This window comes from Haemophilus sputorum CCUG 13788 (assembly GCF_000238795.1).
Classification (GTDB): Bacteria; Pseudomonadota; Gammaproteobacteria; order Enterobacterales; family Pasteurellaceae; genus Haemophilus_A; species Haemophilus_A sputorum.
Genome location: NZ_AFNK01000053.1, coordinates 141,972 through 164,449 on the forward strand (window position 1 = coordinate 141,972; position 22,478 = coordinate 164,449).

The following is a 22,478-nucleotide window of genomic DNA, read 5'->3' on the forward strand; positions in this document are numbered from 1 at the left end:
GAGTTTATACTCCCCATTTGTTTTAGTTAAAATTTACCACAGGCGCTTTATCTGCCCCAGCTTCTGCTTTAAATTGTGGTTTCGCTTTAAAACCCATCAGCATCGCTGCAATTTTCGTTGGCATTTCACGCACTTGTTTGTTGTATTCTTTTACGGCATTGTTGTAAAGATTACGTTCAGTGTTAATGCGGTTTTCGGTGCCTTCTAATTGTGCTTGAAGATTTAAGAAACCTTCATGTGCTTTTAATTCTGGGTATTTTTCAACTGAAACTAATAAACGAGAAAGTGAAGAATTGACTTCTTGTTGAGCCGCTTGATATTTTGCCATTTCTTCTTCGCTTGCAGTGTTTGGATTGATAGTAATCGCAGTAGCTTTTGCGCGTGCATCAATAACCGCAGTGAGCGTTTCTTTCTCAAAATTCGCTTGACCTTTTACAGTGTTCACTAGATTAGGGATTAAATCTGCACGGCGTTGGTAAGCTGATTCAACATTACCCCATACAGAGTTAATATCTTCTTCTGCGCGCATTAAGTCATTATATTTGGTTAATGAATAACCGCCTAAAGCAATGACAGCAATGAGTAAAATGCCTAAAATCTTTTTCATAATAATATCCTAAATAAAAAGGTTTAAAAATCAGGCGAATTCTACGAGGAAGTGAGCTGATTTACCAATAAACTTACACAGTTTTGCATTAAACAAAACACCGAGCAGTGCTCGGTGTTTTTTCATCTTATTTTAAGCGTTCGAAGCCTTTTTCTAAATCATGGATTAAATCTTCTACGGCTTCTAAACCAATATGGACACGGACTAAGGTGCCAGTTAATTTACGTTCAATCGCAGGGCGGATACGTGCAATTTCAGCAGGTTGGTTGGCTAGAATGAGAGATTCAAAACCGCCCCATGAGTATGCCATAGAGAATATTTCAAAGTGATCTAAGAAATTCGCTAGTTGCTCATCTGTTAGCTTTTGGTAAAGTTCAAAAGAGAATAGACCGCTTGAACCTTTAAAGTCACGTTTAAAAAATTCGTGACCTGGGCAGCTTGGTAATGCTGGGTGATAAACTGCTTTGACTTCTGGGCGTTCAGCAAGCCATTTAGCCACTTGAATAGAACTTTCTTCATGTTGTTTTAAGCGAATGCCTAATGTACGCAAGCCACGAGCCGTAGTATAAGCCGAATCAGCATCAACCATTTGTCCCATCAGGTATGAACGTTCACGGAGTTGATCCCAACAACGTGCATTAGAAACTGCAGTACCAATCATCACATCAGAATGCCCAACAAGGTATTTGGTGCCAGCTTGAATTGAAATATCAATGCCAAATTCTAACGCAGGGAAAAGCACACCTGCTGCCCAAGTGTTATCAATCATAATCACGATATCTGGATTGACTGAACGTGCCGCTTGAACTAATGTTGGGACATCAGGCACTTCCATCGTGAGTGAACTTGGGCTTTCTAAAAATAGGACTTTTGTGTTTGGTTGAATAAGTGCTGCTAAGCCTTCACCAATCATCGGATCATAGAAAGTAGTGCTTACGCCTAAATTAGCCAAAATATGATTACAGAAGTCTTGAGTTGGCTCATATGCTGCACCTGTCATTAACACATGATCACCTTGTGAAACAAAGGCTAAAATTGCATTAGTCACAGCTGCTGCACCGCAAGGATAAAGATAACAACCTGCCCCGCCTTCTAGTTCGCACATTGCATCTTGAAGTGCAAAATGGGTTAAGGTACCGCGGCGACCGTAAAAGAGCTCGCCTTTATAACGGTTAAGCGTGGCATGTTTTTTATCTTTTACTGAATTAAAAACGAGTGATGAAGCACGTTGAATTACCGGGCTTACAGAGCCTTGGGTATAGCGTTGTTTGCGTCCTGCATGAACCAGTTTGGTTTCAAGACTTTGAGATTTTGACATAATGATTTCCTAAATGAGCAGTGCAAGCGGTCGATTTTGTAAATTTTTTTGCAAAATAGTAGGTTATTTTCTACAAAATCGAGGCTTTATTTATTTTCAAATTATTTGAATACAGAACGATATTGCGTTTTAGTGCGTTTGAATTGGCTTAATAAAACTAGTGCAAAGAAAACAGTAAATGCTGAGAATGCTAAAATTAACCATTGTGGCATTCCCCAGCCAAGCATTTGCCATTGGCTTTCGCTACAGTTCACTGGGCCTGGTGCAAAAATGCTAGGGAACCATTGATCAAATGGCATTGTTTGTGGAAAGTCTGGCTTGAATTCGCATTGATTCCATGGAGAAGGGTTTAGCTGGTAGTCTGTGTGACGGATAGCAATTAATAGCCCTTTAATTGCAGAAAAACCCCAAAGAATAATGGCTAACCATCTGAATAAAAATACACGTGGAGAGAGTAAAGCTATGCAAGCAGCAACAATTAAGCCTAAAATAGCAAGGCGTTCATAAACGCACATGACACAAGGTTGAAGCCCAAGTCCGTGTTGAAAATAAAGCCCAGTTGCTTCTAAACCTAGTGCAACTAATGCTAAAAAAAACCAAGCTGAGCGCTTGAGGGAACATTTTTTAAAATAAGCCAGCATATTTTTTCCTCATAAATCAAATGGTGCTATTGTAACTGATTTTGCGTATCGATGTGCAGATATTCTCCAGATAAAACGAAAAAGGGCGCACAAAAGTACGCCCTTCACTCTATTTTTATCGTATTGAATTAACGACTAATAATCCAACCCCATTGGGTCATCAATTCAGTTGCTTCTGGGAGTAAAAACTCCAAGCAAAGGAAGCCGACACCAGAAAGTACGATAGTGTAAGGAAGTGCCATGATAAACATTCTGCCATAAGAAAGGCGAATAAGCGGTGCAAATGCAGAGGTAAGTAGGAATAAAAATGCCGCTTGACCGTTTGGTGTTGCAACCGATGGTAAGTTGGTTCCAGTGTTAATTGCAGTCGCAATTAAGTCAAATTGCTCGCGATTTAATGCACCTGAAAGATAAGCACTTTTTGCTTCCGTAATGTAAACCGTACCCACGAACACGTTATCAGAAATCATTGAAAGTAAGCCGTTAAAGATATAGAACAATGATAATTGTGAGTGTGGATCAGCCGAAAGTACAAAGTGAATAATTGGTTTAAACAGTTGTAAATCGTTAATCACAGCCACAATTGAGAAGAAAACCACTAATAATGCACAAAATGGCATGGATTCTTGGAAAGAACGTCCAATTGTGTGTTCATCTGTTACCCCACAAAATGCAGTGGTTAAGATAATAACAGTTAACCCGATAATCCCCACATCAGCTAAATGCAAGGCAAGGCCAATAACTAGCCAAATTCCGATTAAACCTTGTAAAACTAATTTATAGCGATCTTGTGTGGACATTTTGCGCTCTTTAGATTGGTTATAACGAGCTAATACAACCCAAACTTTTTTCGGTAACTTCGCGCCATAACCAAATAGGCTGAAATGTTCAACAAGCAGACAAGTAATAATACCGCAAACAAGTACTGGAACACTGATTGGCGCGATGCGTAAGAAAAACTCCACAAAGCTCCATTCAGCTTGTCCAGCAATAATAAGGTTTTGTGGTTCGCCCACCATTGTCATTACGCCACCGAGTGCAGAACCAACGCCCGCGTGCATCAATAAGCTGCGTAAAAATGCACGGAATTGTTCTAAAATTTCTTTTTTACTGGTGATTTTATCGTCGTTGGTAATATCCGTTGAATCTTCAAAGTTATTGCCAGAAGCAACTTTATGATAAACCCCGTAGAAACCGGTACCAACGCTGATAATAACTGCAATAACTGTTAAAGCATCTAGGAAAGCTGAAAGGAAGGCGGCACTTAAGCAGAATGTCAGTGCAAGGCGTTTTTTAGAATGGACAACAATTAATAGTTTAGTGAAGGCATACAGCAGCAGTTGTTTCATAAAATAAATACCTGCTACCATAAACATCAATAATAAAATAACATCAAAGTTTGCCATCACTTCTTCTTTTATATGATGCGGTGAGGTCATGCCAATCACTACTGCTTCAATAGTGAGTAAACCGCCTGGTTGAAGTGGATAACATTTTAGTGCCATCGCTAAGGTAAAAATAAATTCAGCAACTAAGAGCCATCCTGCAGCAAAAGGGCTAATTGCGTAATAAATGATTGGATTAGCGATTAAAAATGCAATAATGCAATATTTATACCAAATAGGACTTTTCCCTAAAAAACTTTTAAAGAAAACGTTTACGCCATGCATAAGTAAAACCTCTGTCAATCTTGTCAGAATATATTAAGTATTTGTAATATAATCCTGTTTCCTTCATAATACAACTGTACTAATTTTTATTGGTGCCCAAAATTAAAAAAATCTAACAAATCATTGTTTTATATCTAATTTTTAGGCATTTTTTGCCTTATTTTTTATTTGAGAACGCATTTTCATGGAACAATCTTTTATCTTAAAAGCGCAAAGTCCGGCAGCATTAGCTGAAGAATATATTGTCAAAAGTATTTGGGAAAATAAGTATCCAGCAGGAACTGAATTGCCGGCAGAACGTGAGCTTGCTGATAAAATAGGGGTTACACGTACAACCTTGCGTGAAGTATTGCAACGATTAGCGCGTGATGGTTGGTTAACGATTCAACACGGTAAAGCGACACGTGTAAATGACATTTGGCAAAGTGCGGGCCCGAATGTACTGAATACAGTATTAAAATTAGATCACACGCTTGCACCAGTGATTGTTTCTAATGTGTTATCACTTCGTACACGTATGGCGGAATACTATGTGCGTGAGGCAGTAAAAATTTCTCCAAAAGATTCATTGGCATTGTTTGCACCATTAGCGGAATTAGCTGATACGCCAGAAGCTTATGTTGAATTTGATTATAATTTATTCCGTCAATTTACTTTTATTGCGAATAAACCAGTTTATGCGTTGGTGTTAAATAGTTTTAGAAGCATGTATTTGCAAGTGGCCTCACTATTTTTCCAAAATGCGCAAGCTAGAGAATTGACGTTACAATTTTATTTACAATTACAGAAATTGTGTGAAGCAGGTGATTACAATGGTGTGATGGAATGTATCATTCGTAATCGCCACGAAAGCGGACAATTTTGGAGCGCGATTTTACAATCGTTGCCAGAAAGCTTCGGAGAGAATAAATAACCTTTTATGTCAAACCAATCTGTTAGTTTTACATTAGCCCCTGAAGATAATGCTTGCCTACAGTCACTCTGTGGTGCATTTGATGAGCATCTTACCCTAATTGAAAAGAGCTTTAACCTTGTCATCGCACGACAAGGTTTTGCTTTTACCTTACAAACCGAAGAAGAAAATCATCACAGCCTTTCGTTACTACAAAATAGTGCCAAGTTGATTAAACAACTCTATAACGATACTGCACCAATTAAAGGAAAAATCAAACAGCTTGATTTAGAAGATGTACATTTGGCCATTCAAGAAAGCCGAATGTTATTACAGAACCATTGGCAAGGTTTATCTCAAGGTGAAATTGCGATTAAAACTAAACGAGGTGTGATTAAACCTCGTGGAGAACACCAGCAAGCCTATTTACGTAATATTTTAAGCCACGATATTAGCTTCGGGATTGGGCCTGCCGGGACTGGGAAAACTTTCTTGGCGGTTGCTGCTGCAGTAGAATCATTAGAACGCCAGGAAATTCGCCGTATTTTATTAACTCGCCCCGCGGTGGAAGCTGGCGAGAAATTGGGTTTTTTACCGGGTGATTTAGGACAAAAAATTGAGCCTTATTTACGTCCGCTTTACGATGCTTTATTTGAAATGCTAGGCTTTGAAAAAGCACAAAAACTGATGGAGCGGAATGTGATTGAAATTGCTCCGTTAGCTTATATGCGTGGGCGCACCTTAAATGATGCTTTTATTATTTTAGATGAGAGTCAAAATACAACTATTGAACAGATGAAAATGTTCTTAACTCGTATTGGCTTTAATTCTAAAGCCGTAATTACTGGTGATGTCACGCAAGTAGATTTACCTCGTAGCCAAAAATCAGGCTTAAAGCATGCAATGGAAGTATTAAAAGAGGTAAAAGAATTAAGTTTTAACTTTTTTGATAGCCACGATATTGTTCGACATCCTGTTGTTGCTAAAATTGTGCAAGCTTATGATGTATGGGAAGCTGAAGATGAAATTCGCCAAGCCCAACGTAAAGCAGAGCAGCAGCGACAAAAGCTTGAAGCAGAACAAACACGAATCCTTGCTCAAGCTGAGCAGTTATAGATTAGCCCAACTAAAAAAGCCTTATTCATAGTGAATAAGGCTTTTTTGTGATTAACCGAAACGGAAGAATTACTCTTCTGGGAATTTCGCTTCTAGTTCATCCACTAATTTATCATATAGTGATTCTTTCTCTTTTGCTTTGTTCTGCGCATCACTGATTTTATTCATATTGTCAATTGATGGCGATTTTGCTTGTGATAAGTACACTTGGTTAGTTGCTTTTTCGGCTTCAATATAATCTTTATATAAACCGATAAGTGGTGTTGCTTCGGCAGATTGAATGCCTAACGCATCTAATTCTGCTAAGTATTCAGCAGATTTTTTATCAAATTCTGCAATCGCAGCTTCTGTTTTCGCTACATCATTAGTACCCATAGCTTGAACAATCGCATCAGTTGCTGCGTTTACTTTGTCACGAGTAACTTCTTCCCACTCACTAAATTTTTTCACATCTTGAGCTTGTTGAGATGCTGCAAAAGCATTAACAGACATTAATGTAAGTGCAGAAACAGCTGCGATTTTGAAAAGTTTTTTCATACTAAAATACCTTTTAAAAGTAAAAATGGAAAATAATTTGCATAAAACTTTATGCATTAGTATGCATTAGTATGCATTAGTATGCATTAGTATGCATTAGTAGGTTATTAAACATTATCATTTCAGTCAACTATAATTTTGTAAATTTGACTAAAATCATCGGAATTAGGCAATTTCAGCTATTGTTTGGCTGATTTTTAAACAAAAACACCTTCGAGTGATTACTCAAAGGTGTTTTGTTTGATAAAAATTTTGCAAAAAAGCAGATAAATTTAACCGCTTGTCGTTTAAGTCTGACTAAAACGGAGATAGAAAGTGATCTCAAAACTGCTTTCATTTAAACGATATTGCTCAGCCAAATTCGGGCCACATGAGTTAGAGCCGATACCACTCATTTTATAGTCGAGGCTTAAAATAGTATGACCAGAATGTTCCAAATCATAGCAGTGCGTTTTTTCTGTGAGCATTTCTGCGGTATAAGGCGATAAATTAAAGCTAAATGGTGCGCTAGCCCAAGCCATCAATGCGTCAGATTTGACATAATAGCAGCCCCAATGACTGCCATTTTCTTGCGGTTTGACATAGTCGGTATGATTTTTTATCGCATCAGTGCGGTAAATACCGAGTTTCGCCAGATGGTGCTTGTCAATGTAGCTTTCATCTTCCCCATAGCCAAAGTATTCCACTTCGCCTAAATTTTTCGGTAAATAGCAACGTAAGCCAAAACGCGGTAAAAATGGCAAATGTGCAGGGCGCTGTGCTTGAATTTGTATACTTAATTGCCCATTTGCCAGCAAGGTATAACAGAGGTCCAAATTCAAAATGCGACCACGCGCAACACTAAGTATTGCAGATTTCACATGAATTTCGACCGCTTGTGTTAAATGGCTGATGGTCGTTTGGTAAGCTCTGGTATATGCATTATCGTAGCCTGCATTTTGCCAAGTATGACGAATGAGGCGATCGTTATCAGTTGGTGCGCGCCAAATTTGAAAATCTAGCGGTTGTTCAATTTGTGCTTTGCCTGCTTTTTCAATTTCGCTAAAAATCCCTTTCTGTTTATCAAAGTGATACCTCCATTCTTGATTGTCAATCCTGATAAATTGCGCGTTTTCTTCAATCTTAAATAGTGTTGGTGTGCTAGCAAGCGGTGCAGTTTTGAAGACATTCTGCGGATAAATATTGAGTTGATCGAAACCTAATTCATGACCAGCTGGTAATAATGCGGTTTCTTCATTTTGATGATAAGAGAGATTGAGTAACCAATGAGAACCGTTGTTTTCCGGTAAAATTATCGGCAGTTGCACTTCTGCTTGAGCCGAGCAATTCACATGTAATTTACCAGATTGCATCGGTACGCCATTTTCTAACCATTGATAGTGAATAGAAAGCGTGTTTAGATCACTGAAATCAAAATAGTTAGTCAGTATGATTTTGCCATCTTGATAACGTGCACGAACCGGGCGGTTAACATTTTTGAGTTCACGCAAATTGCTGTGTGGAATACGATCTGGCGAGACTAAGCCGTCCATACAGAAATTGCCATCATTAGGGCTATCACCAAAATCGCCACCGTAACCAAATTGCCCGTTTTCGCGATAAGGTGCATGATCGCACCATTCCCACACGAATCCCCCACAGGCAAGAGGCGAATGATGAAAGGCTTGCCAATAATCTTCCGCATCACCATTTGAATTGCCCATAGCGTGACTATATTCGCAAAGTAAGAATGGCTTGGATTGAGGTTGTTGACAATAGCGCTCAATATCTTGCGGAGAGCCATACATTTCGCTGTAAAAATCTAAGTGTTTTAAGTCGTTTTTATGTTGGCTGTGTTGGTAGATAGCACTTTCATAATGTAGCAATCGGCTTGGATCGCGGGCTTTAATCCATGCTGCAGCCGCTTCAAAGTTTTCACCATAACCCGATTCATTACCGAGAGACCAAATTAGAACAGAAGTGCGATTTTTATCCCGTTCAATATTGGCTTGTTGGCGGTCTAAAATGGCTTGCTTGAATTGCGGATCTCGGGCGAAATAGCAAAAATTATCGATAGTTTCTTGGCGAATCCGTGCTGTTTCCAAATCATTTTCATGATTAAGCAATATACTGGGTTCAGGCTGGCGAACAGTGAGCATGCTTGCACCGTGGGATTCCACATCACTTTCGCTAATCAAATAAAACCCTAGCTTATCGCATAGCTCACTAAACCAAGGCGCATTAGGATAATGCGCCGTGCGGATAGCATTGATGTTATGTTGCTTCATCAACTTTAGGTCAGTTAAGGCTTGTGCATAGCTAATGGTATAGCCGGTTTTCGGGTCGCTATCGTGGCGGTTTACACCTTTAAATTTAATGGACTGCCCGTTTAAAAGTAGCACGCCTGCTTTGACTTCAATTTTTCGAAAGCCGATTTTTTGGACGATAACTTCGTCGTTATCACGCAGAATTAAGGTATAAAGCAAAGGATTTTCTGCTTGCCATAATTGCACATTTGCAATTTTTTCTTCTAAATTGACCGCTTGTTGGCGGAAAATCTCAACATTTTGTGGAGAAAGTAACTGAATATCTAATGCGCGTGATTCATTGATAAATGTTGTTTCAAGCGAAATTGTTGCCTCATTAAGCGTTTCATTAAGCGTGTAACGAATAAAGAAATCTTGTAGATAGTTCGCTTGGCGACTAAGTAGATAAACATCACGGAAAATACCAGACATTCTGAATTTATCTTGATCTTCTAAATAGCTGCCATCACACCATTTCAACACGACAGCGTACAAGCTGTTTTGGCCATGGTGAACATAATCGGTAATATCAAATTCAGCTGTCGCATGGCTCACTTGGCTGTAACCAACAAATTGCTCGTTGATATAGAGGTAAATACAGGCATCGACACCTTCAAAGTTAAGCAAGTAACGTTGCTCGCGTTGTGGGGACCATTCAAAATGGCGATGGTATAAACCACAAGGTGTTCGATGCGGTACGAATGGCGGATCAAACGGGAATGGATAGTTAATATTTGTATAATGGTGTTGGTCGAAACCATGATTTTGCCAATTAGACGGCACTGGAATTTGCTGGCTGAAAGATTGCTTTAAGAAATCTTCAGGCAAATCGTGATAGCTTGGATAATAATGAAAATCCCAATCGCCATTGAGTGAGGTGAAATAATCCGAGGCTTCTCGTTCTTCAGTCGTCTCTAATCTTTGATGCGGAATAAAATAAGCGTGATGCGGCGTGGTATTGAGGTGCAATACGCTTGGATCTTCAAAATAGTGAGGCAAAATCATCCCGTTGCTCCATTCAACTTAGAAGTCAAAATTGTAGTGAATATAGTGCTGATAAGGTTCATTCGCTTGGCTAATGCCACCGTATTGCGCTAATTCTGGTTGATTTGGACTGTTTGGGAAAAATTCTGGTTCCAGTGCAACGCCTGCATAATCAACATAGTGCCCATCGTTTAAATCTGGTTGTCCGGCTAACCAATTTCCGGTGTAAATTTGAATGGCTGGGTAGCTAGTCTCTAGTGTTAGACGTAGGTCATCAACGGCTAAACAAGCGGTCGGATTTTGGTTATTTTTTGCAATAAGGAATGCGTGATCGTAGCCTTTTACTGCTTGCTGATCAGCATCTTTCAATAAATCTTGTCCGAGCAATTTAGGCTGGCGAAAATCAAATCCTGTTCCAGCTACAGCGGTTAAAGGTGCATTCGGAATGCCCGTTGTATCCACAGGGAGATATTGTTCTGCATTTAATTGCAGCTGGTGCTGAGTAATGGTCTTTTCGCCATTTAAATTAAAATAGGCATGGTTGGTTAAACAAAGCGGTGTAGCGCCACTTGCTTTTGCATCATAATCAATCGTCACCGTTTTTTCGTGTAAGCGATAAGTGACTGTTGCTTGAACTTCTGATCCAAATCCTTCCTCACCATCCGCAAAAGTATAAGCAAATGTGACCGCTTGTGGCTGTTGGTTAACAACTTGCCAATGAACGTGGCTACCACCAATCTTGCCACCATGTAGGTTGTTTTCCCCATTGTTAGCAGCTAATTGATAATGTTGTTGATTTAATTGATAACGGGCATGCGCAATTCGGTTGGCGTAGCGTCCAATGGTTGCACCAAAATAGGCACTGTTTTCTTGCCAGCGCGCTGGTGTGGTGGTAATTAAGATTTCACGATCGCCGCTGGGATGTTTCACGACACATGACAGCCAAGAAGCGCCAAAATTAGAGAGTGTAATTTTTAGATAATCGTTTTCTAACAAAAAGGTTTGCATACGGATTCCTCCTTTGCCCGTATCTTACAAATGGCTTGATGTTAAGGTTAACAATGGTCTTTTAAAAGCTGAAATATTTGAAAATGTGAACCAAGTCACATTTTCAATGAAGGGAGGAATAATTAAGATTAAACGACTGCGCGAATAGTGGATTCGTCCATTTCTGCATCAAAGGCTTGGCAGAGTTTTTGTAATTTTTCGTCTTTTAATAAGGCATTTTTGGCATCTAGTGTAAGCTGTTCAAAAATAGCACGGCGAATTTCTAATGGGGTTTTATGATTAGCGCTTTCCCCAATAGTGAGTTGATAATCAAAGCCTTTAGTTGCTAATGCATTGGCTAGACTTTGACGAGATTCTTCATTGTCTAAGTGTGCCATATTCGGCTTTAACACTAATTGGAGTTGATTACCTTGCTTCTCACTTAAATAGCTGTTTAATGCTACTTGGCGAGAAAGTCCGCCTAATTTGAGTTCATTGACAATGGCGCACCATTCATCTTGCTCACACGAAAGTGCGATCGTTTTTTCCACCAATTCTGGTGTGCGTTCTTGCAAAATGGCTTGTTTAATATCAGACGGCTTTGCTGCTTCTGCTTGATTTTCTAATTCAGGATTGAGCCATGTCCAACGATATTCTTCATCGTTAAGTGGGGCAGTAGGTTTGGAAACAACCGGTTTTTCCTCTATTTCAGGTTGTGCCAATTGCATCAGCCGACTTTGTAGGTTATTTGTGCCAGTTTTAGTTGATACAGCTGGTTTCGCTATTGGCTCAGGCTTTTTTTTTTCGGTTTGAGCTAGTTGAGCTTGTTTTTCTTGCAGCTGTTTACGCGCTTGTATTGCAGCAAGCGCAGGGGAGATTTCAGGACTGCTTGTTTGAGCCACTTGAACTGGTGGTGTTGCTGCTTGAACAGGCTGAACCGGAACACGCTTTTCCACTTGCGCTTTTAATTGCGCTAAATTTTGGCTAGGTGTAGTTGCTGTCACCGGTGCTGGGTTTACTGTTTGCGCAGGTGTTACCACAGGCGCGGCAGGAGCTATCGACTGGTTTATTTCAGCAGTTCGTTTCGGGTGGAATGCCAGTGCTCGAAGCAAGGTCATTTCTACGCCTGCACGTAAATCTGGTGCATAAGCCAGTTCTTTTTTTCCAACAAGCATCAGTTGATAAAGAAATTGAACTTCTTCCGGTGCAATCAATTTAGCAAGGAAGTCTAACGTACTATTTTCTTCATGCGGTTTGAGGAGTTGACGCATGGCAATATTATGCAATGTTTCAGCCACATCATTGAGCAGTTGTTGCCAATCAACGCCTTTTTCAGCCACGGCTTGCACAATCGCCATTGTTTTTTCGCCATCGGCTTGAGCGAGTGCAGTGACGAGTTCAATAGGTTGGTTATCATCAATTAAGCCCAACATTTGTTGAACAGTAGTCAAACGAATATCCGCATTGCTCACTGCAATGGCTTGATCGGTCAGACTTAATGCATCACGAATACTTCCTTGTGCAGCTTTTGCCAGTTTTTCTACGGCACTAGGCTCATAAGGAATCTCTTCGTGATTTAAAATGAATTCTAAATGTGCAGCAATTTGCGGTGCTTCTAATGCACGCAAGTGAAATTGCATACAACGAGATAAAATCGTGATTGGGAGTTTTTGTGGATCGGTTGTTGCCAGTAAGAATTTAACGTATTCCGGTGGCTCTTCCAACGTTTTTAATAAGGCATTAAAACTATGACGAGAGAGCATATGCACTTCGTCAATTAGATACACTTTAAAACGTCCAACCGTTGGTTTGTATTGTACGTTATCAAGTAATTCGCGCGTATCTTCAACTTTAGTACGAGAGGCTGCATCGATTTCAATTAAATCAATAAAGCGCCCCTCTTCAATGGCTTTACAGTTGGCGCATTCACCACATGGTGTAGCGGTGATGCCAGTTTCGCAGTTTAACCCTTTTGCGAATAATCGTGCGATCGAAGTTTTGCCCACGCCACGCGTGCCTGAGAAAAGATAAGCGTGGTGAAGTCTGCCTTCACGCAAGCTATTTTCTAAAGCGGAGAGTACATGTTGCTGTCCGACAACTTCTGAGAAACGTTGTGGGCGCCATTTGCGGGCTAAAACTTGATAGCTCATTGAAAATTAGTGTCCTGCGAATTCCACTAAAGTAAAGGATTGAATCCCTTCTTTTTCTAAGCGTTCTTTTCCGCCTAAATCAGGTAACCAAATCACAAAAGCGGCATGTTCTACTTTACCACCTAAACGACGAATAAGTTTGGCAGTTGCATCAATAGTACCACCAGTCGCTAATAGGTCATCTACCACTAAAACGTTGTCATTTTCGCTAATCGCGTCTAAATGAATTTCTAAAGTATCTTCACCATATTCTAGTGAGTAAGATTGAGAAATCACTTCACGCGGGAGTTTTTTCGGTTTGCGTACTAATACGAATGGTAAACCTAATGCTAATGCAATTGGCGCACCAAAAATAAAACCGCGAGATTCTGTACCAACCACTTTTGTGATGCCTTTGTCTTTAAATTCAGCAACGATAGCATCAATAGTTGCTTGGAAAGCTTCTGGCACTTCTAAAAGTGAAGTGATGTCACGGAAGATAATCCCCGCTTTTGGGTAGTCAGGGATAGATTTGATAGATGATCTAATTAAATCGAGTTTGGTCATGTTTTAACCTATATTTATCGAAAAAAATAACCTATGGACTGTATAAAAAAATGCTCGTAATTACAAGGAAAATTTCTTATAAACCGAGTTTCAAATTCACAAGCGGTCATTTTTTTCTAGGCTTTTGCAAAATGCTAATCAAAAAAGCCCGCTTGCGATGGTTTAAAAGCAAAAATGCTGAATCAATTTAGTTAATAGCGCTTGAGTCGGTTCAATATAGCGTGTTTCTAAAAATTCATCTACTTGGTGGGCTTGTTCAATTGAACCAGGGCCTAGAACCAAGGTTGGGCATAGTTGTTGAATATAAGGTGCTTCAGTGCAATAGTTAGCCGATTCGCAAGGAACGCCTAATAATTTTTCTACTACTTGAACGATTTGCGCAGAATGTTCACATTCATAGCCGGGAATGCCACCGTGTAGATTACGAATTTCAATTAAATCGCCATATTTTTCTAGCATTGGTGCTAAATGGCTTAATAATAAATCGTGCAAATCTTCAACAGCTAAATAAGGTAGCGGACGCATATCTAATTGTAATTCACAGCAGGCGCAAATACGGTTAATCGCATCACCGCCGTGAATGTTGCCTAAATTCATGGTTGGATAAGGCACTTTGAAGAAATCGTTACGATAACGGGTTTTAAGCTCATCACGCATTTTTAATAGATGGCCAGTTGCTTCATGCATCAATTCAATCGCATTGATGCCTCGATCAGGATCGCTAGAGTGGCCGCTTTTCCCTGTAATACGAATCGCTTCGCCCATGTGGCCTTTATGCGCACGGATTGGCACGAGCGAAGTTGGCTCACCAATAATGGCACAATCAGGACGAATTTGGCTGTGTTGTGCAAAAGTACGGGCGCCAAGCATGGTGGTTTCTTCATCTGCGGTGGCAAGAATGCGGATAGGTTTACGGGTTTGGCTTAAATCTAAACGGCTGACGACATCTACAACAAAGGCAAAAAAGCCTTTCATATCCGCCGTGCCTAAGCCGTAGAGTTTGCCGGCTTGTTCTGTTAGCGTAAATGGATCAAACGTCCAACGCCCTTCATCAAAAGGCACGGTATCGGTATGCCCAGCCAGTAATAATCCACCTTCTCCTTCACCGTAAGTAGCTAAAAGGTTATATTTTTGACGAGCACCTTCAACCGGTAAGATTTCGGTTTTAAAACCTAAATCAGAAAGCCAATTTGCGAGCAATTCAATGAGCGTTTTATTAGAAAGATCTTCATTGGCATCCAGGCTAGAGATAGTTGGCAATGCAATAAGCTGACGATAACGTTCAAGAAACTCCATAAAATCTCCTATTTGCTGATTTTAAGCAGCGTAAAGCCCGCGAAAATTTCCCAAAGCATAATGCTATAAATACCCACGCGCTCAATCAGTGGCGTAAAAATAGTTGGTAGGGTCATAGAAACAATAATAGCAATACTGCCTACCACACCAAGCCATAATGAACGGCGTTTGAATTTTGGATAGCGAGCTGAAGAGATATCGAAACCTACCATAATTAGAGTTAGGTTACCGATTAAAAAAGTGAGGCTTGCGCCGAAATTATGTAAGCCACCTTGGTTGTAGCTAGCACTATTCAGATCAGAAACTAAGAAGGCACCAATACTAAAACAGAGCGCTAATAACGCACTTAAAACCCAATAACGGCGTTCAGAAATACGATAAATCCCTAAAAAATAAAGCCAAATAAAGAGATAACCTTGATAACTAAAGGCAGCACGCATCACTTGTGGCAAATTAGAGATTTTATTTTCATAATCACCTAGCATGGTGCCGATAGGGAAAAAGAGTTCCAACACGCTATGGTGAAAATAAGTAGTAATGCCACGTTCACTAAAAAGAATGGCAACATGTTCGCCGAATAAATAAAACACCCCACCGAAAGCGGTTAAGACTGCCACCAAAGCGGTAATGCCGTTAAGCATTTTATCAAAACATGGATGCATTAAATAAGGATAAACCGCCATGCCAAATGAACCGCTACGGAAATAATCACTGGTCTGTTGTGATGCATAGGCGATAGCATTAAGCATTCGTTTTAAGCCATTCTTCAAAGGGGTAATGTTGATCGTCATAACTTATTAAGATTGAAACAGAAGATAAAGAGCTGCAAAAAAGAGCAAGCTCAAGCCAAGTGTTAACCATTTTTCTACACGGCTTAGGTGTAAATAGCCTTTGCTGTGTTTTCGTTGATAGAAGAATAACACCATTCCTGGCAGATATAAAATGACAGAAAGTAATAAATAATTTAAACCTGCTGCATAAACTAACCAGATACCATATAGCGTTGCCATAATGCCTGTGAGTTTAATATACCATGCAGCCTGTTCTTTAAACGCAATTTTAATTAAATAACCACCGACTAAAAAGTAAGGGACTAAAATCATGGCGGTAGAAAGCTGAATTAGTACGCTATAGCCTTTGCCAGTAAAGAAGACAACTAACAAGATAATTTGAATCACAATGTTAGTAAACCACAGAGAGCTAATAGGCGTTTTGTTTTCGTTTTCTTTACTTAATAGTTGCGGAAAAACTTTAGTTTTTGATGCTTGGAACATAATCTCTGTTGAGAACATGGTCCAACTCATATAAGAAGCCAACACTGAAACAATTAAGCAAAACGTAATTAAAATCTGACCGCTTGTTCCCACCATATGTGCCATTAAGCCTGCCATAGATGGATTTGGCATCAAAGCAATTGTCTCTCTTGGCAATACGCCTAGTGAAAGGGCAGTAATTGCGACATAAAGAATCAGGGTAATTAAGATACCAAGCAGTGTTGCAATGCCGACATCACGTTTATTTTTGGCGTGCGCTGAAAGCACGCTAGCGCCTTCTACGCCAACAAACACCCAAAGGGTAATTAACATTGTACTTTTGATTTGCTCAAGTAGTGGAAGATTGAGTCTTTCGCCACTAAAATCATGCATAAATTGTTGGGGCGAAAATGCCCAAATAGCACAAGCAATAAAAAGAATGAGCGGTAACACTTTGACAATGGTGGCAATCAAATTCACATATGCAGCTTCTTTAATGCCTTTGGCAATTAAAATATGAATAAGCCAAACAATGATAGAAGCGCAAAGAATGGACGCAAAAGATGTACCATCGCCGAATAATGTAAAGCTTTCACTATCAATAAACATCCCTAATCCAGCAAAAGCCACGACTAAGTAGCTCACACTCCCGATTGAAGTACAAATCCAGTAGCCCCAAGCGCTTAAAGCACCGATAAAATCGCCAAAGCCTTCGCGAGCATAAGTGTAAATACTGCCTTCTAATTGTGGTTTTAATCGAGAAAGGAAAAAGAATGACAGCCCAAGAAAAGTAATCCCTACCCCTGTAATTGCCCAGCCCCACAGCAAGGCTTCAGCCCCTGCACTTTCGGCCATATTTTGCGGTAAGCTGAAAATGCCCGAACCGATCATAGAACTTAGTACGAGTGCGGTAAGCGAAACGAGCCCAATTTTGCCCTTTGACATGAAAATCCTTAAATAATTATTCAAAAAAACGGCGTAATTTAGCATAAAAAAGCAAAATTCCCCAATATAAAATCAAATGAGAAGCAAGATAAATTATGTTAGAGAGGCGCTTTTTTCAGATAACAAAAAACAGATTTGCGCTAGTTATCTTTGGCAATTGAGCCAAGCAATCTTTGCCAAGTTTTTTCACGTAAATTTTGTTGATTTGATTGAACGATATTTTTTTGCCAGTCTAATAGAGTCTCTTTTACCCATTGTTCACCCTGTTCATCAGCTTCTGCAAAGCAAGCGAGATTTAAGAGTTTATTGTTTACAACAAACATACCGCCTGTACTGACTTCATATTCGGTTTGGATTTTATCTAATTCTCTCACCGTAGTACTTTTTTTGACTAAAAAGAAATAGCTATTGTCATCTTCAAAAATTTTGTCTATTGAAATAATTTTTGTGCCGAGAAATTGCATTCCAGTTGTTTCAGGATTCACGTTAATCCTATTCTGCTCAATTTCTTCTATTTCTTCTATGAACTCACTAGAATTTAACAGTGAAGAAAATTGTGTTTCGAAAATATGCTTTAACTCTTTGATTTGAGCAGCTGACATCTGAAGATGAATAGCCTTTTTTGAAGTAGAAATTGAGCAATTTTGTTCTTTTCCTTGGATTAACGCGTTTAAATTGACATAGTTTGCATAATATTGATTCCCACTATCTTGAGCATTCATTTGTTCAGCGTATAAATAGGGTTCAATCATTTCAGGAGTAATTCTTATCATTCCTTTTGGTGTGGGAATATTGAACGTTGTTTCGCCAATAGTGATTGTATAAAGCTCACTTTCTTCATTTGCTAATGCGGGTTGAATCAAGATAAGTAAGCTTAAAAGCCATTTTTTCATGTTATTTTCTCATCAAATTTTTTGCTAATTTTAGCATGGTTTAGGCAATAGAATTGGAAAAGGCTTGCCTAGAATGTTCAAAAAATATATTATAGACGTCTAGACGGAAATACGGCTAATTAAATTTTGGTACAAGCGGTCTGTTTTAGCAAAAATTTTGCAAAATCTAACCGCTTGTATTTATTCATGACAACAACAAGGTATAGAACAATGGCTATCAATTTATTTACTTCAGAGTCGGTGTCAGAAGGGCATCCGGATAAAATTGCAGACCAAATCTCTGATGCAGTATTAGACGAAATTTTAAAACAAGATCCGAAAGCGCGTGTCGCGTGTGAAACTTATGTTAAAACTGGTATGGCGTTAGTAGGTGGAGAAATTACCACTTCTGCTTGGGTAGATATTGAAAACTTAACGCGCCAAGTGATTGCAGATATTGGTTATAACCATTCAGATATGGGCTTTGATGCACATTCTTGTGCAGTGTTAAATGCGATTGGTAAACAATCACCAGATATTAACCAAGGTGTAGATAGAGATGACCCATTAGCACAAGGCGCGGGTGACCAAGGTATTATGTTTGGTTATGCAACCAATGAAACAGAAGTGTTGATGCCAGCAGCTATTACTTATGCACATCGTTTAATGGAACGTCAAGCACAAGTGCGTAAAGCGGGTAAATTAGATTGGTTACGCCCAGATGCGAAAAGCCAGCTTACTTTTGCTTATGAAGATAACAAAATCGTTGGCATTGATGCCGTTGTGCTTTCAACACAGCACGCAGAAAGCGTGAACCAAAAAGATTTGGTGGAAGGGGTGATGGAAGAGATCATCAAACCGGTACTACCAAGCGAATGGTTAAGTCAAAACACTAAATACTTTATTAACCCAACCGGCCGTTTTGTGATTGGTGGGCCAATGGGGGACTGTGGTTTAACTGGTCGTAAAATCATTGTGGATACTTACGGCGGTGCAGCGCGTCATGGTGGCGGTGCATTCTCTGGTAAAGATCCATCGAAAGTTGACCGTTCAGCGGCATATGCAGCACGTTATGTTGCGAAAAACATTGTGGCAGCAGGGCTTGCAGATCGTTGTGAAATTCAGCTTTCTTACGCTATCGGTGTAGCAGAACCAACTTCTATCATGGTAGAAACTTTCGGCACAGGTAAAGTAAGCAATGAAACTTTAGTGAAACTAATTTACCAACACTTTGATTTACGTCCTTACGGTTTAATCAAAATGTTAGATTTAATTCGCCCAATTTATCGCGAAACAGCGGCTTACGGCCACTTCGGTCGTTCACATTTCCCATGGGAACAAACAGATAAAGCAGAAGCATTAAAAGCAGATGCAGGCTTATAATTAAGCGATAATAAGCGGTGTAATTTTGTAAAATTTTGCAAAATTACACCGTTTTTTATTATTTATCTGTCATTCAAAAGGGGCGTGGAATGTTTGATAGCCATATTCATTTAGAGCAACTTACAGCAAGACAAATAGCAAAGATAGTGAGTGATCCTTTGTTGCAAGGGGTATTGGCAGTCAGTACAGATTTGGTGAGTGCGGAAAAGTTATTGGAATTAAAACAGTATTTTCCAAAAATTCAAATGGCAGCGGGCTTTCATCCTGAACAGACGTTAATTGATGATACACAGCAACAAGCATTATTTGATTGGATCGTAACAAATCAAGCAAATTTGGCCGCTATTGGTGAAGTGGGATTACCGCATTATCTAAAACGACAGAATCCTAAGCTGGATTATCAGCCCTATCTTGCTTTATTAGAGCTGTTTGTTGTGTTAAGCAAGCGGTTAAATTTACCGTTAAATTTGCATATCGTGCATGATGATGTCGAGATAATGTTGGATTTGCTGGAAAAATATCAAATTCAATATGCTCATTTCCATTGGTTTAAAACGGATGATGATTCGTTTGAACGTTTTCTTCGTACTCCTTATTTTGCCAGTGTTACACCAGATATTTTGTGGAATCCGAAAACGCAAAAAATTGCCCAAAATTTACCGCTTGATCGATTACTGATTGAAACTGACAGCCCGTGGCAACACGAAGGTTTGGAAAATGCGAGTATTTCACAGCAATTACAAGCAATATTGACGCAATTATCGATATTAAGAACAGAATCTAAAAGTGAGATTTGCTCGCAAATTAGGCAGAATTATCAGCGGTTGTATGGGAGAGTATAAGAAAACGGAAAAACGGGGCATTTTTGTAAATTTAAAATGCTCCGTTTTTATTGGCTTTGAATCAACCTGATTTTTTATTTGCCTTCAACATTGCCATAAGATTGGCGATATTCGCTGAGGTTTTTTCCACTTTTTGTTCTTCAGTCATTTGTGGTTTTTCATTTTCCCAGACTAAATCGTCTTGTGGTAATTCAAGCAAGAAGCGGCTTGGTTCCGGTTTGATAATTTCACCGTACTGGCGGCGTTCTTTACAAAGCGAAAATGTTAGCGTTTGCTGCGCTCGCGTAATGCCTACATAAGCAAGACGGCGTTCTTCTTCTACATTATCTTCATCCAGACTAGTTTGATGCGGCAAAATCCCTTCTTCCATACCAATTAAGAAAACGTGTGGAAATTCTAATCCTTTTGAGGCGTGCAAGGTCATCAGCTGGACTTGATCGGCTTCATCATCATCTTCGCCACGTTCTAACATATCGCGCAAGGTTAGGCGGTTTACCACTTGCACGAGATTCATAGGTTCTTCGATTTCATTGCCTTCTAGCATAGATTGAACCCATTCAAATAGCGTTTGCACATTGCGGCTTTGCATCTCTGCGGCTTTAGGCGAAACAGCGGTTTCATATAAATAGGCTTCGTATTGAATTTTGGCAAGCAAATCTTTAATTGCTTCAATAGGATCAGCACGTTCAGCTTGATCAGCAATTTCTACAATCCAGCGAGCAAAATCTTGTAATGCTTGATACGGTTTTGGCGTAAGACGATGAATCAGCTCAAAATCAAAAATGGTCTCAAATAAACTTACTTGTTTTTCATTTGCTAACAAGCCAAGTTTTTCTAAGGTTGCTGCACCAATTTCTCGCTTAGGCGTGTTTACAATTCGTAAAAAAGCAGCATCATCGTCTTGATTTACCACTAGGCGTAAATACGCCATCATGTCTTTAATTTCCGTTCGTGAAAAAAAGCTGGTTCCACCAGAAATTTTATATGGAATACGGTTTTGCATTAGCAATTTTTCTAACAAGCGTGATTGATGATTGCCACGATATAAAATGGCGTAATCTTTGTATTTGGTTTTTTTCGAGAAACGGTGGGCAATAATTTCTCCCACAATGCGTTCAGCCTCATGTTCCTCATTTTTGGCTTCAATCACATTGAGTTTTTCGCCTTCGCCTAATTCAGAAAAGATTCTCTTATCAAAAATATGTTCATTGTTATCAATTAAAATATTGGCACAATGCAAAATACGTTGGCTTGAGCGGTAATTTTGCTCAAGTTTAATCACTTTTAAGTCAAAATCTTCGCGTAAACGTTGCATATTTTCAGGCTTTGCGCCACGCCAAGAATAAATGGACTGGTCATCATCTCCTACCACAGTAAAATTTTTATGGCTCGCGACTAACAGTTTAATTAACTCATATTGGCTGGTGTTAGTGTCTTGATATTCATCAACTAATAGATAGCGAATTTTCTGTTGCCAATGTGCAAGGGCTTCAGGAAATTGGCGAAAGAGCAAAACAGGTAGCATAATCAAGTCATCAAAATCTAGCGCATTATAGGCTTTAAGCTGATTTTGATAGAGTTGATAAAAGTGTGAAAAAACGCGATCTCGTTCAGATTTGCAGTGATGTACCGCCATTTCTGGTGAAAGTAAGTCGTTTTTCCAATTTGAAATAGTTGAAATCAGTGCTTTGAGTAAATCTTTATCTTCAGCAACATTTTCCGGCAAGAGATGTTTGAGTAATGCCAGTTGGTCATGTTCGTCAAATAACGTCATACCGGATTTAAAGCCAAGCAACTTATGTTCGCGCTTTAAAATTTCAAAACCTAGTGTATGGAAGGTTGAAATGGTTAGCCCTTTACTTTGCTCTTTGCCAATAGAGTGTGCCACGCGCTCACGCATTTCTCGGGCGGCTTTATTGGTAAAAGTTACTGCGGCAATTTGTTTTGGTAAATAACCACATTGTGAAATCAGATGAGCGATTTTGTTAATAATAACGCGCGTTTTGCCAGAACCTGCGCCCGCAAGCACAAGGCAAGCGCCATTTATATATTCTACGGCTTGTTGTTGTTGATGATTTAATTTCATGAGGATGAGATGAAGAATAAGAATTTTGGGTTATTTTAGCGAAAAGGAAACAAGCGGTCTAATTTCTC

The 22,478-nt window shown here is 39.4% G+C and carries 18 protein-coding genes; 4 read left to right on the top strand and 14 right to left on the bottom strand.

Annotated elements, in window-relative coordinates; all coding sequences use genetic code 11:
- Nucleotides 1–22: 22 nt before the first annotated feature.
- The 4 genes from HSP_RS0107455 to nhaB all read right to left on the bottom strand — a co-directional run bounded on the left by HSP_RS0107455 (nt 23) and on the right by nhaB (nt 4,236).
- Nucleotides 23–607: a LemA family protein gene (locus tag HSP_RS0107455; RefSeq protein ID WP_007525059.1), complete on the bottom strand. Its 585-nt coding sequence runs from the start codon at nt 605–607 to the stop codon at nt 23–25.
- Nucleotides 608–734: 127 nt separating this feature from the next.
- On the bottom strand, nt 735–1,925 hold the full coding sequence (gene metC, locus HSP_RS0107460) for a cystathionine beta-lyase (protein WP_007524378.1): 1,191 nt from the start codon (nt 1,923–1,925) through the stop codon (nt 735–737).
- 101 nt (nt 1,926–2,026) lie between these two features.
- Nucleotides 2,027–2,566, bottom strand: a complete 540-nt coding sequence (gene dsbB / locus HSP_RS0107465) for a disulfide bond formation protein DsbB (protein WP_007525416.1) — start codon at nt 2,564–2,566, stop codon at nt 2,027–2,029.
- A 128-nt stretch (nt 2,567–2,694) separates the two neighbouring features.
- On the bottom strand, nt 2,695–4,236 hold the full coding sequence (gene nhaB, locus HSP_RS0107470; protein WP_007525259.1) for a sodium/proton antiporter NhaB: 1,542 nt from the start codon (nt 4,234–4,236) through the stop codon (nt 2,695–2,697).
- 184 nt (nt 4,237–4,420) lie between these two features.
- On the opposite strand from nhaB, the gene fadR reads away from it, so the two are divergent.
- A complete protein-coding gene (fadR, locus tag HSP_RS0107475) occupies nt 4,421–5,149 on the top strand; it encodes a fatty acid metabolism transcriptional regulator FadR (RefSeq protein WP_007524159.1) in 729 nt (242 codons plus the stop codon).
- A 6-nt stretch (nt 5,150–5,155) separates the two neighbouring features.
- Nucleotides 5,156–6,244 carry a PhoH family protein gene (locus tag HSP_RS0107480; protein WP_007524047.1) on the top strand — a complete coding sequence of 363 codons (1,089 nt, stop codon included), beginning with the start codon at nt 5,156–5,158 and terminating at the stop codon, nt 6,242–6,244.
- Nucleotides 6,245–6,313: 69 nt separating this feature from the next.
- Here HSP_RS0107480 and HSP_RS0107485 read toward each other — a convergent pair whose 3' ends face one another.
- The 9 genes from HSP_RS0107485 to HSP_RS0107525 form a co-directional block, all read right to left on the bottom strand.
- A complete protein-coding gene (locus HSP_RS0107485) occupies nt 6,314–6,781 on the bottom strand; it encodes a hypothetical protein (RefSeq protein ID WP_007524306.1) in 468 nt (155 codons plus the stop codon).
- A 287-nt stretch (nt 6,782–7,068) separates the two neighbouring features.
- Nucleotides 7,069–10,071 carry a glycoside hydrolase family 2 TIM barrel-domain containing protein gene (locus HSP_RS0107490; RefSeq protein WP_010129727.1) on the bottom strand — a complete coding sequence of 1,001 codons (3,003 nt, stop codon included), beginning with the start codon at nt 10,069–10,071 and terminating at the stop codon, nt 7,069–7,071.
- Between the two features lie 18 nt (nt 10,072–10,089).
- Nucleotides 10,090–11,058 carry a galactose-1-epimerase gene (locus HSP_RS0107495; protein ID WP_007524729.1) on the bottom strand — a complete coding sequence of 323 codons (969 nt, stop codon included), beginning with the start codon at nt 11,056–11,058 and terminating at the stop codon, nt 10,090–10,092.
- Nucleotides 11,059–11,186: 128 nt separating this feature from the next.
- Nucleotides 11,187–13,187, bottom strand: coding sequence for a DNA polymerase III subunit gamma/tau (dnaX, locus tag HSP_RS0107500; protein ID WP_010129728.1), 2,001 nt, complete (start codon nt 13,185–13,187; stop codon nt 11,187–11,189).
- Between the two features lie 6 nt (nt 13,188–13,193).
- Entirely contained in the window at nt 13,194–13,733 is a 540-nt protein-coding gene (gene apt, locus HSP_RS0107505; protein WP_010129729.1) for an adenine phosphoribosyltransferase, read from the bottom strand.
- A 162-nt stretch (nt 13,734–13,895) separates the two neighbouring features.
- Nucleotides 13,896–15,029, bottom strand: a complete 1,134-nt coding sequence (gene argE, locus HSP_RS0107510; RefSeq protein WP_010129730.1) for an acetylornithine deacetylase — start codon at nt 15,027–15,029, stop codon at nt 13,896–13,898.
- Nucleotides 15,030–15,037: 8 nt separating this feature from the next.
- On the bottom strand, nt 15,038–15,820 hold the full coding sequence (locus HSP_RS0107515; RefSeq protein WP_007525243.1) for a DUF998 domain-containing protein: 783 nt from the start codon (nt 15,818–15,820) through the stop codon (nt 15,038–15,040).
- 6 nt (nt 15,821–15,826) lie between these two features.
- A complete protein-coding gene (locus HSP_RS0107520; protein ID WP_010129733.1) occupies nt 15,827–17,227 on the bottom strand; it encodes a basic amino acid/polyamine antiporter in 1,401 nt (466 codons plus the stop codon).
- A 140-nt stretch (nt 17,228–17,367) separates the two neighbouring features.
- The gene (locus HSP_RS0107525) at nt 17,368–18,120 is read right to left on the bottom strand and encodes a hypothetical protein (RefSeq protein WP_010129734.1); all 753 of its coding nucleotides are present in this window, start codon (nt 18,118–18,120) and stop codon (nt 17,368–17,370) included.
- A gap of 210 nt (nt 18,121–18,330) precedes the next feature.
- On the opposite strand from HSP_RS0107525, the gene metK reads away from it, so the two are divergent.
- Nucleotides 18,331–19,482 carry a methionine adenosyltransferase gene (gene metK / locus HSP_RS0107530; protein ID WP_007525083.1) on the top strand — a complete coding sequence of 384 codons (1,152 nt, stop codon included), beginning with the start codon at nt 18,331–18,333 and terminating at the stop codon, nt 19,480–19,482.
- Nucleotides 19,483–19,571: 89 nt separating this feature from the next.
- Nucleotides 19,572–20,324, top strand: coding sequence for a TatD family hydrolase (locus HSP_RS0107535; RefSeq protein ID WP_007524559.1), 753 nt, complete (start codon nt 19,572–19,574; stop codon nt 20,322–20,324).
- Nucleotides 20,325–20,385: 61 nt separating this feature from the next.
- Here the strand turns inward: HSP_RS0107535 and rep are convergent, their stop codons facing one another.
- The gene (rep, locus tag HSP_RS0107540; RefSeq protein WP_010129736.1) at nt 20,386–22,410 is read right to left on the bottom strand and encodes a DNA helicase Rep; all 2,025 of its coding nucleotides are present in this window, start codon (nt 22,408–22,410) and stop codon (nt 20,386–20,388) included.
- Nucleotides 22,411–22,478: the final 68 nt, after the last annotated feature.

What these genes read in the sequence shown, in the direction of transcription:
- HSP_RS0107455 (WP_007525059.1), bottom strand. Translation starts at nt 607, where the DNA reads ATGAAAAAGATTTTAGGCATTTTACTCATTGCTGTCATTGCTTTAGGC.
- metC (WP_007524378.1), bottom strand. Translation starts at nt 1,925, where the DNA reads ATGTCAAAATCTCAAAGTCTTGAAACCAAACTGGTTCATGCAGGACGC.
- dsbB (WP_007525416.1), bottom strand. Translation starts at nt 2,566, where the DNA reads ATGCTGGCTTATTTTAAAAAATGTTCCCTCAAGCGCTCAGCTTGGTTT.
- nhaB (WP_007525259.1), bottom strand. Translation starts at nt 4,236, where the DNA reads ATGCATGGCGTAAACGTTTTCTTTAAAAGTTTTTTAGGGAAAAGTCCT.
- fadR (WP_007524159.1), top strand. Translation starts at nt 4,421, where the DNA reads ATGGAACAATCTTTTATCTTAAAAGCGCAAAGTCCGGCAGCATTAGCT.
- HSP_RS0107480 (WP_007524047.1), top strand. Translation starts at nt 5,156, where the DNA reads ATGTCAAACCAATCTGTTAGTTTTACATTAGCCCCTGAAGATAATGCT.
- HSP_RS0107485 (WP_007524306.1), bottom strand. Translation starts at nt 6,781, where the DNA reads ATGAAAAAACTTTTCAAAATCGCAGCTGTTTCTGCACTTACATTAATG.
- HSP_RS0107490 (WP_010129727.1), bottom strand. Translation starts at nt 10,071, where the DNA reads ATGATTTTGCCTCACTATTTTGAAGATCCAAGCGTATTGCACCTCAAT.
- HSP_RS0107495 (WP_007524729.1), bottom strand. Translation starts at nt 11,058, where the DNA reads ATGCAAACCTTTTTGTTAGAAAACGATTATCTAAAAATTACACTCTCT.
- dnaX (WP_010129728.1), bottom strand. Translation starts at nt 13,187, where the DNA reads ATGAGCTATCAAGTTTTAGCCCGCAAATGGCGCCCACAACGTTTCTCA.
- apt (WP_010129729.1), bottom strand. Translation starts at nt 13,733, where the DNA reads ATGACCAAACTCGATTTAATTAGATCATCTATCAAATCTATCCCTGAC.
- argE (WP_010129730.1), bottom strand. Translation starts at nt 15,029, where the DNA reads ATGGAGTTTCTTGAACGTTATCGTCAGCTTATTGCATTGCCAACTATC.
- HSP_RS0107515 (WP_007525243.1), bottom strand. Translation starts at nt 15,820, where the DNA reads ATGACGATCAACATTACCCCTTTGAAGAATGGCTTAAAACGAATGCTT.
- HSP_RS0107520 (WP_010129733.1), bottom strand. Translation starts at nt 17,227, where the DNA reads ATGTCAAAGGGCAAAATTGGGCTCGTTTCGCTTACCGCACTCGTACTA.
- HSP_RS0107525 (WP_010129734.1), bottom strand. Translation starts at nt 18,120, where the DNA reads ATGAAAAAATGGCTTTTAAGCTTACTTATCTTGATTCAACCCGCATTA.
- metK (WP_007525083.1), top strand. Translation starts at nt 18,331, where the DNA reads ATGGCTATCAATTTATTTACTTCAGAGTCGGTGTCAGAAGGGCATCCG.
- HSP_RS0107535 (WP_007524559.1), top strand. Translation starts at nt 19,572, where the DNA reads ATGTTTGATAGCCATATTCATTTAGAGCAACTTACAGCAAGACAAATA.
- rep (WP_010129736.1), bottom strand. Translation starts at nt 22,410, where the DNA reads ATGAAATTAAATCATCAACAACAACAAGCCGTAGAATATATAAATGGC.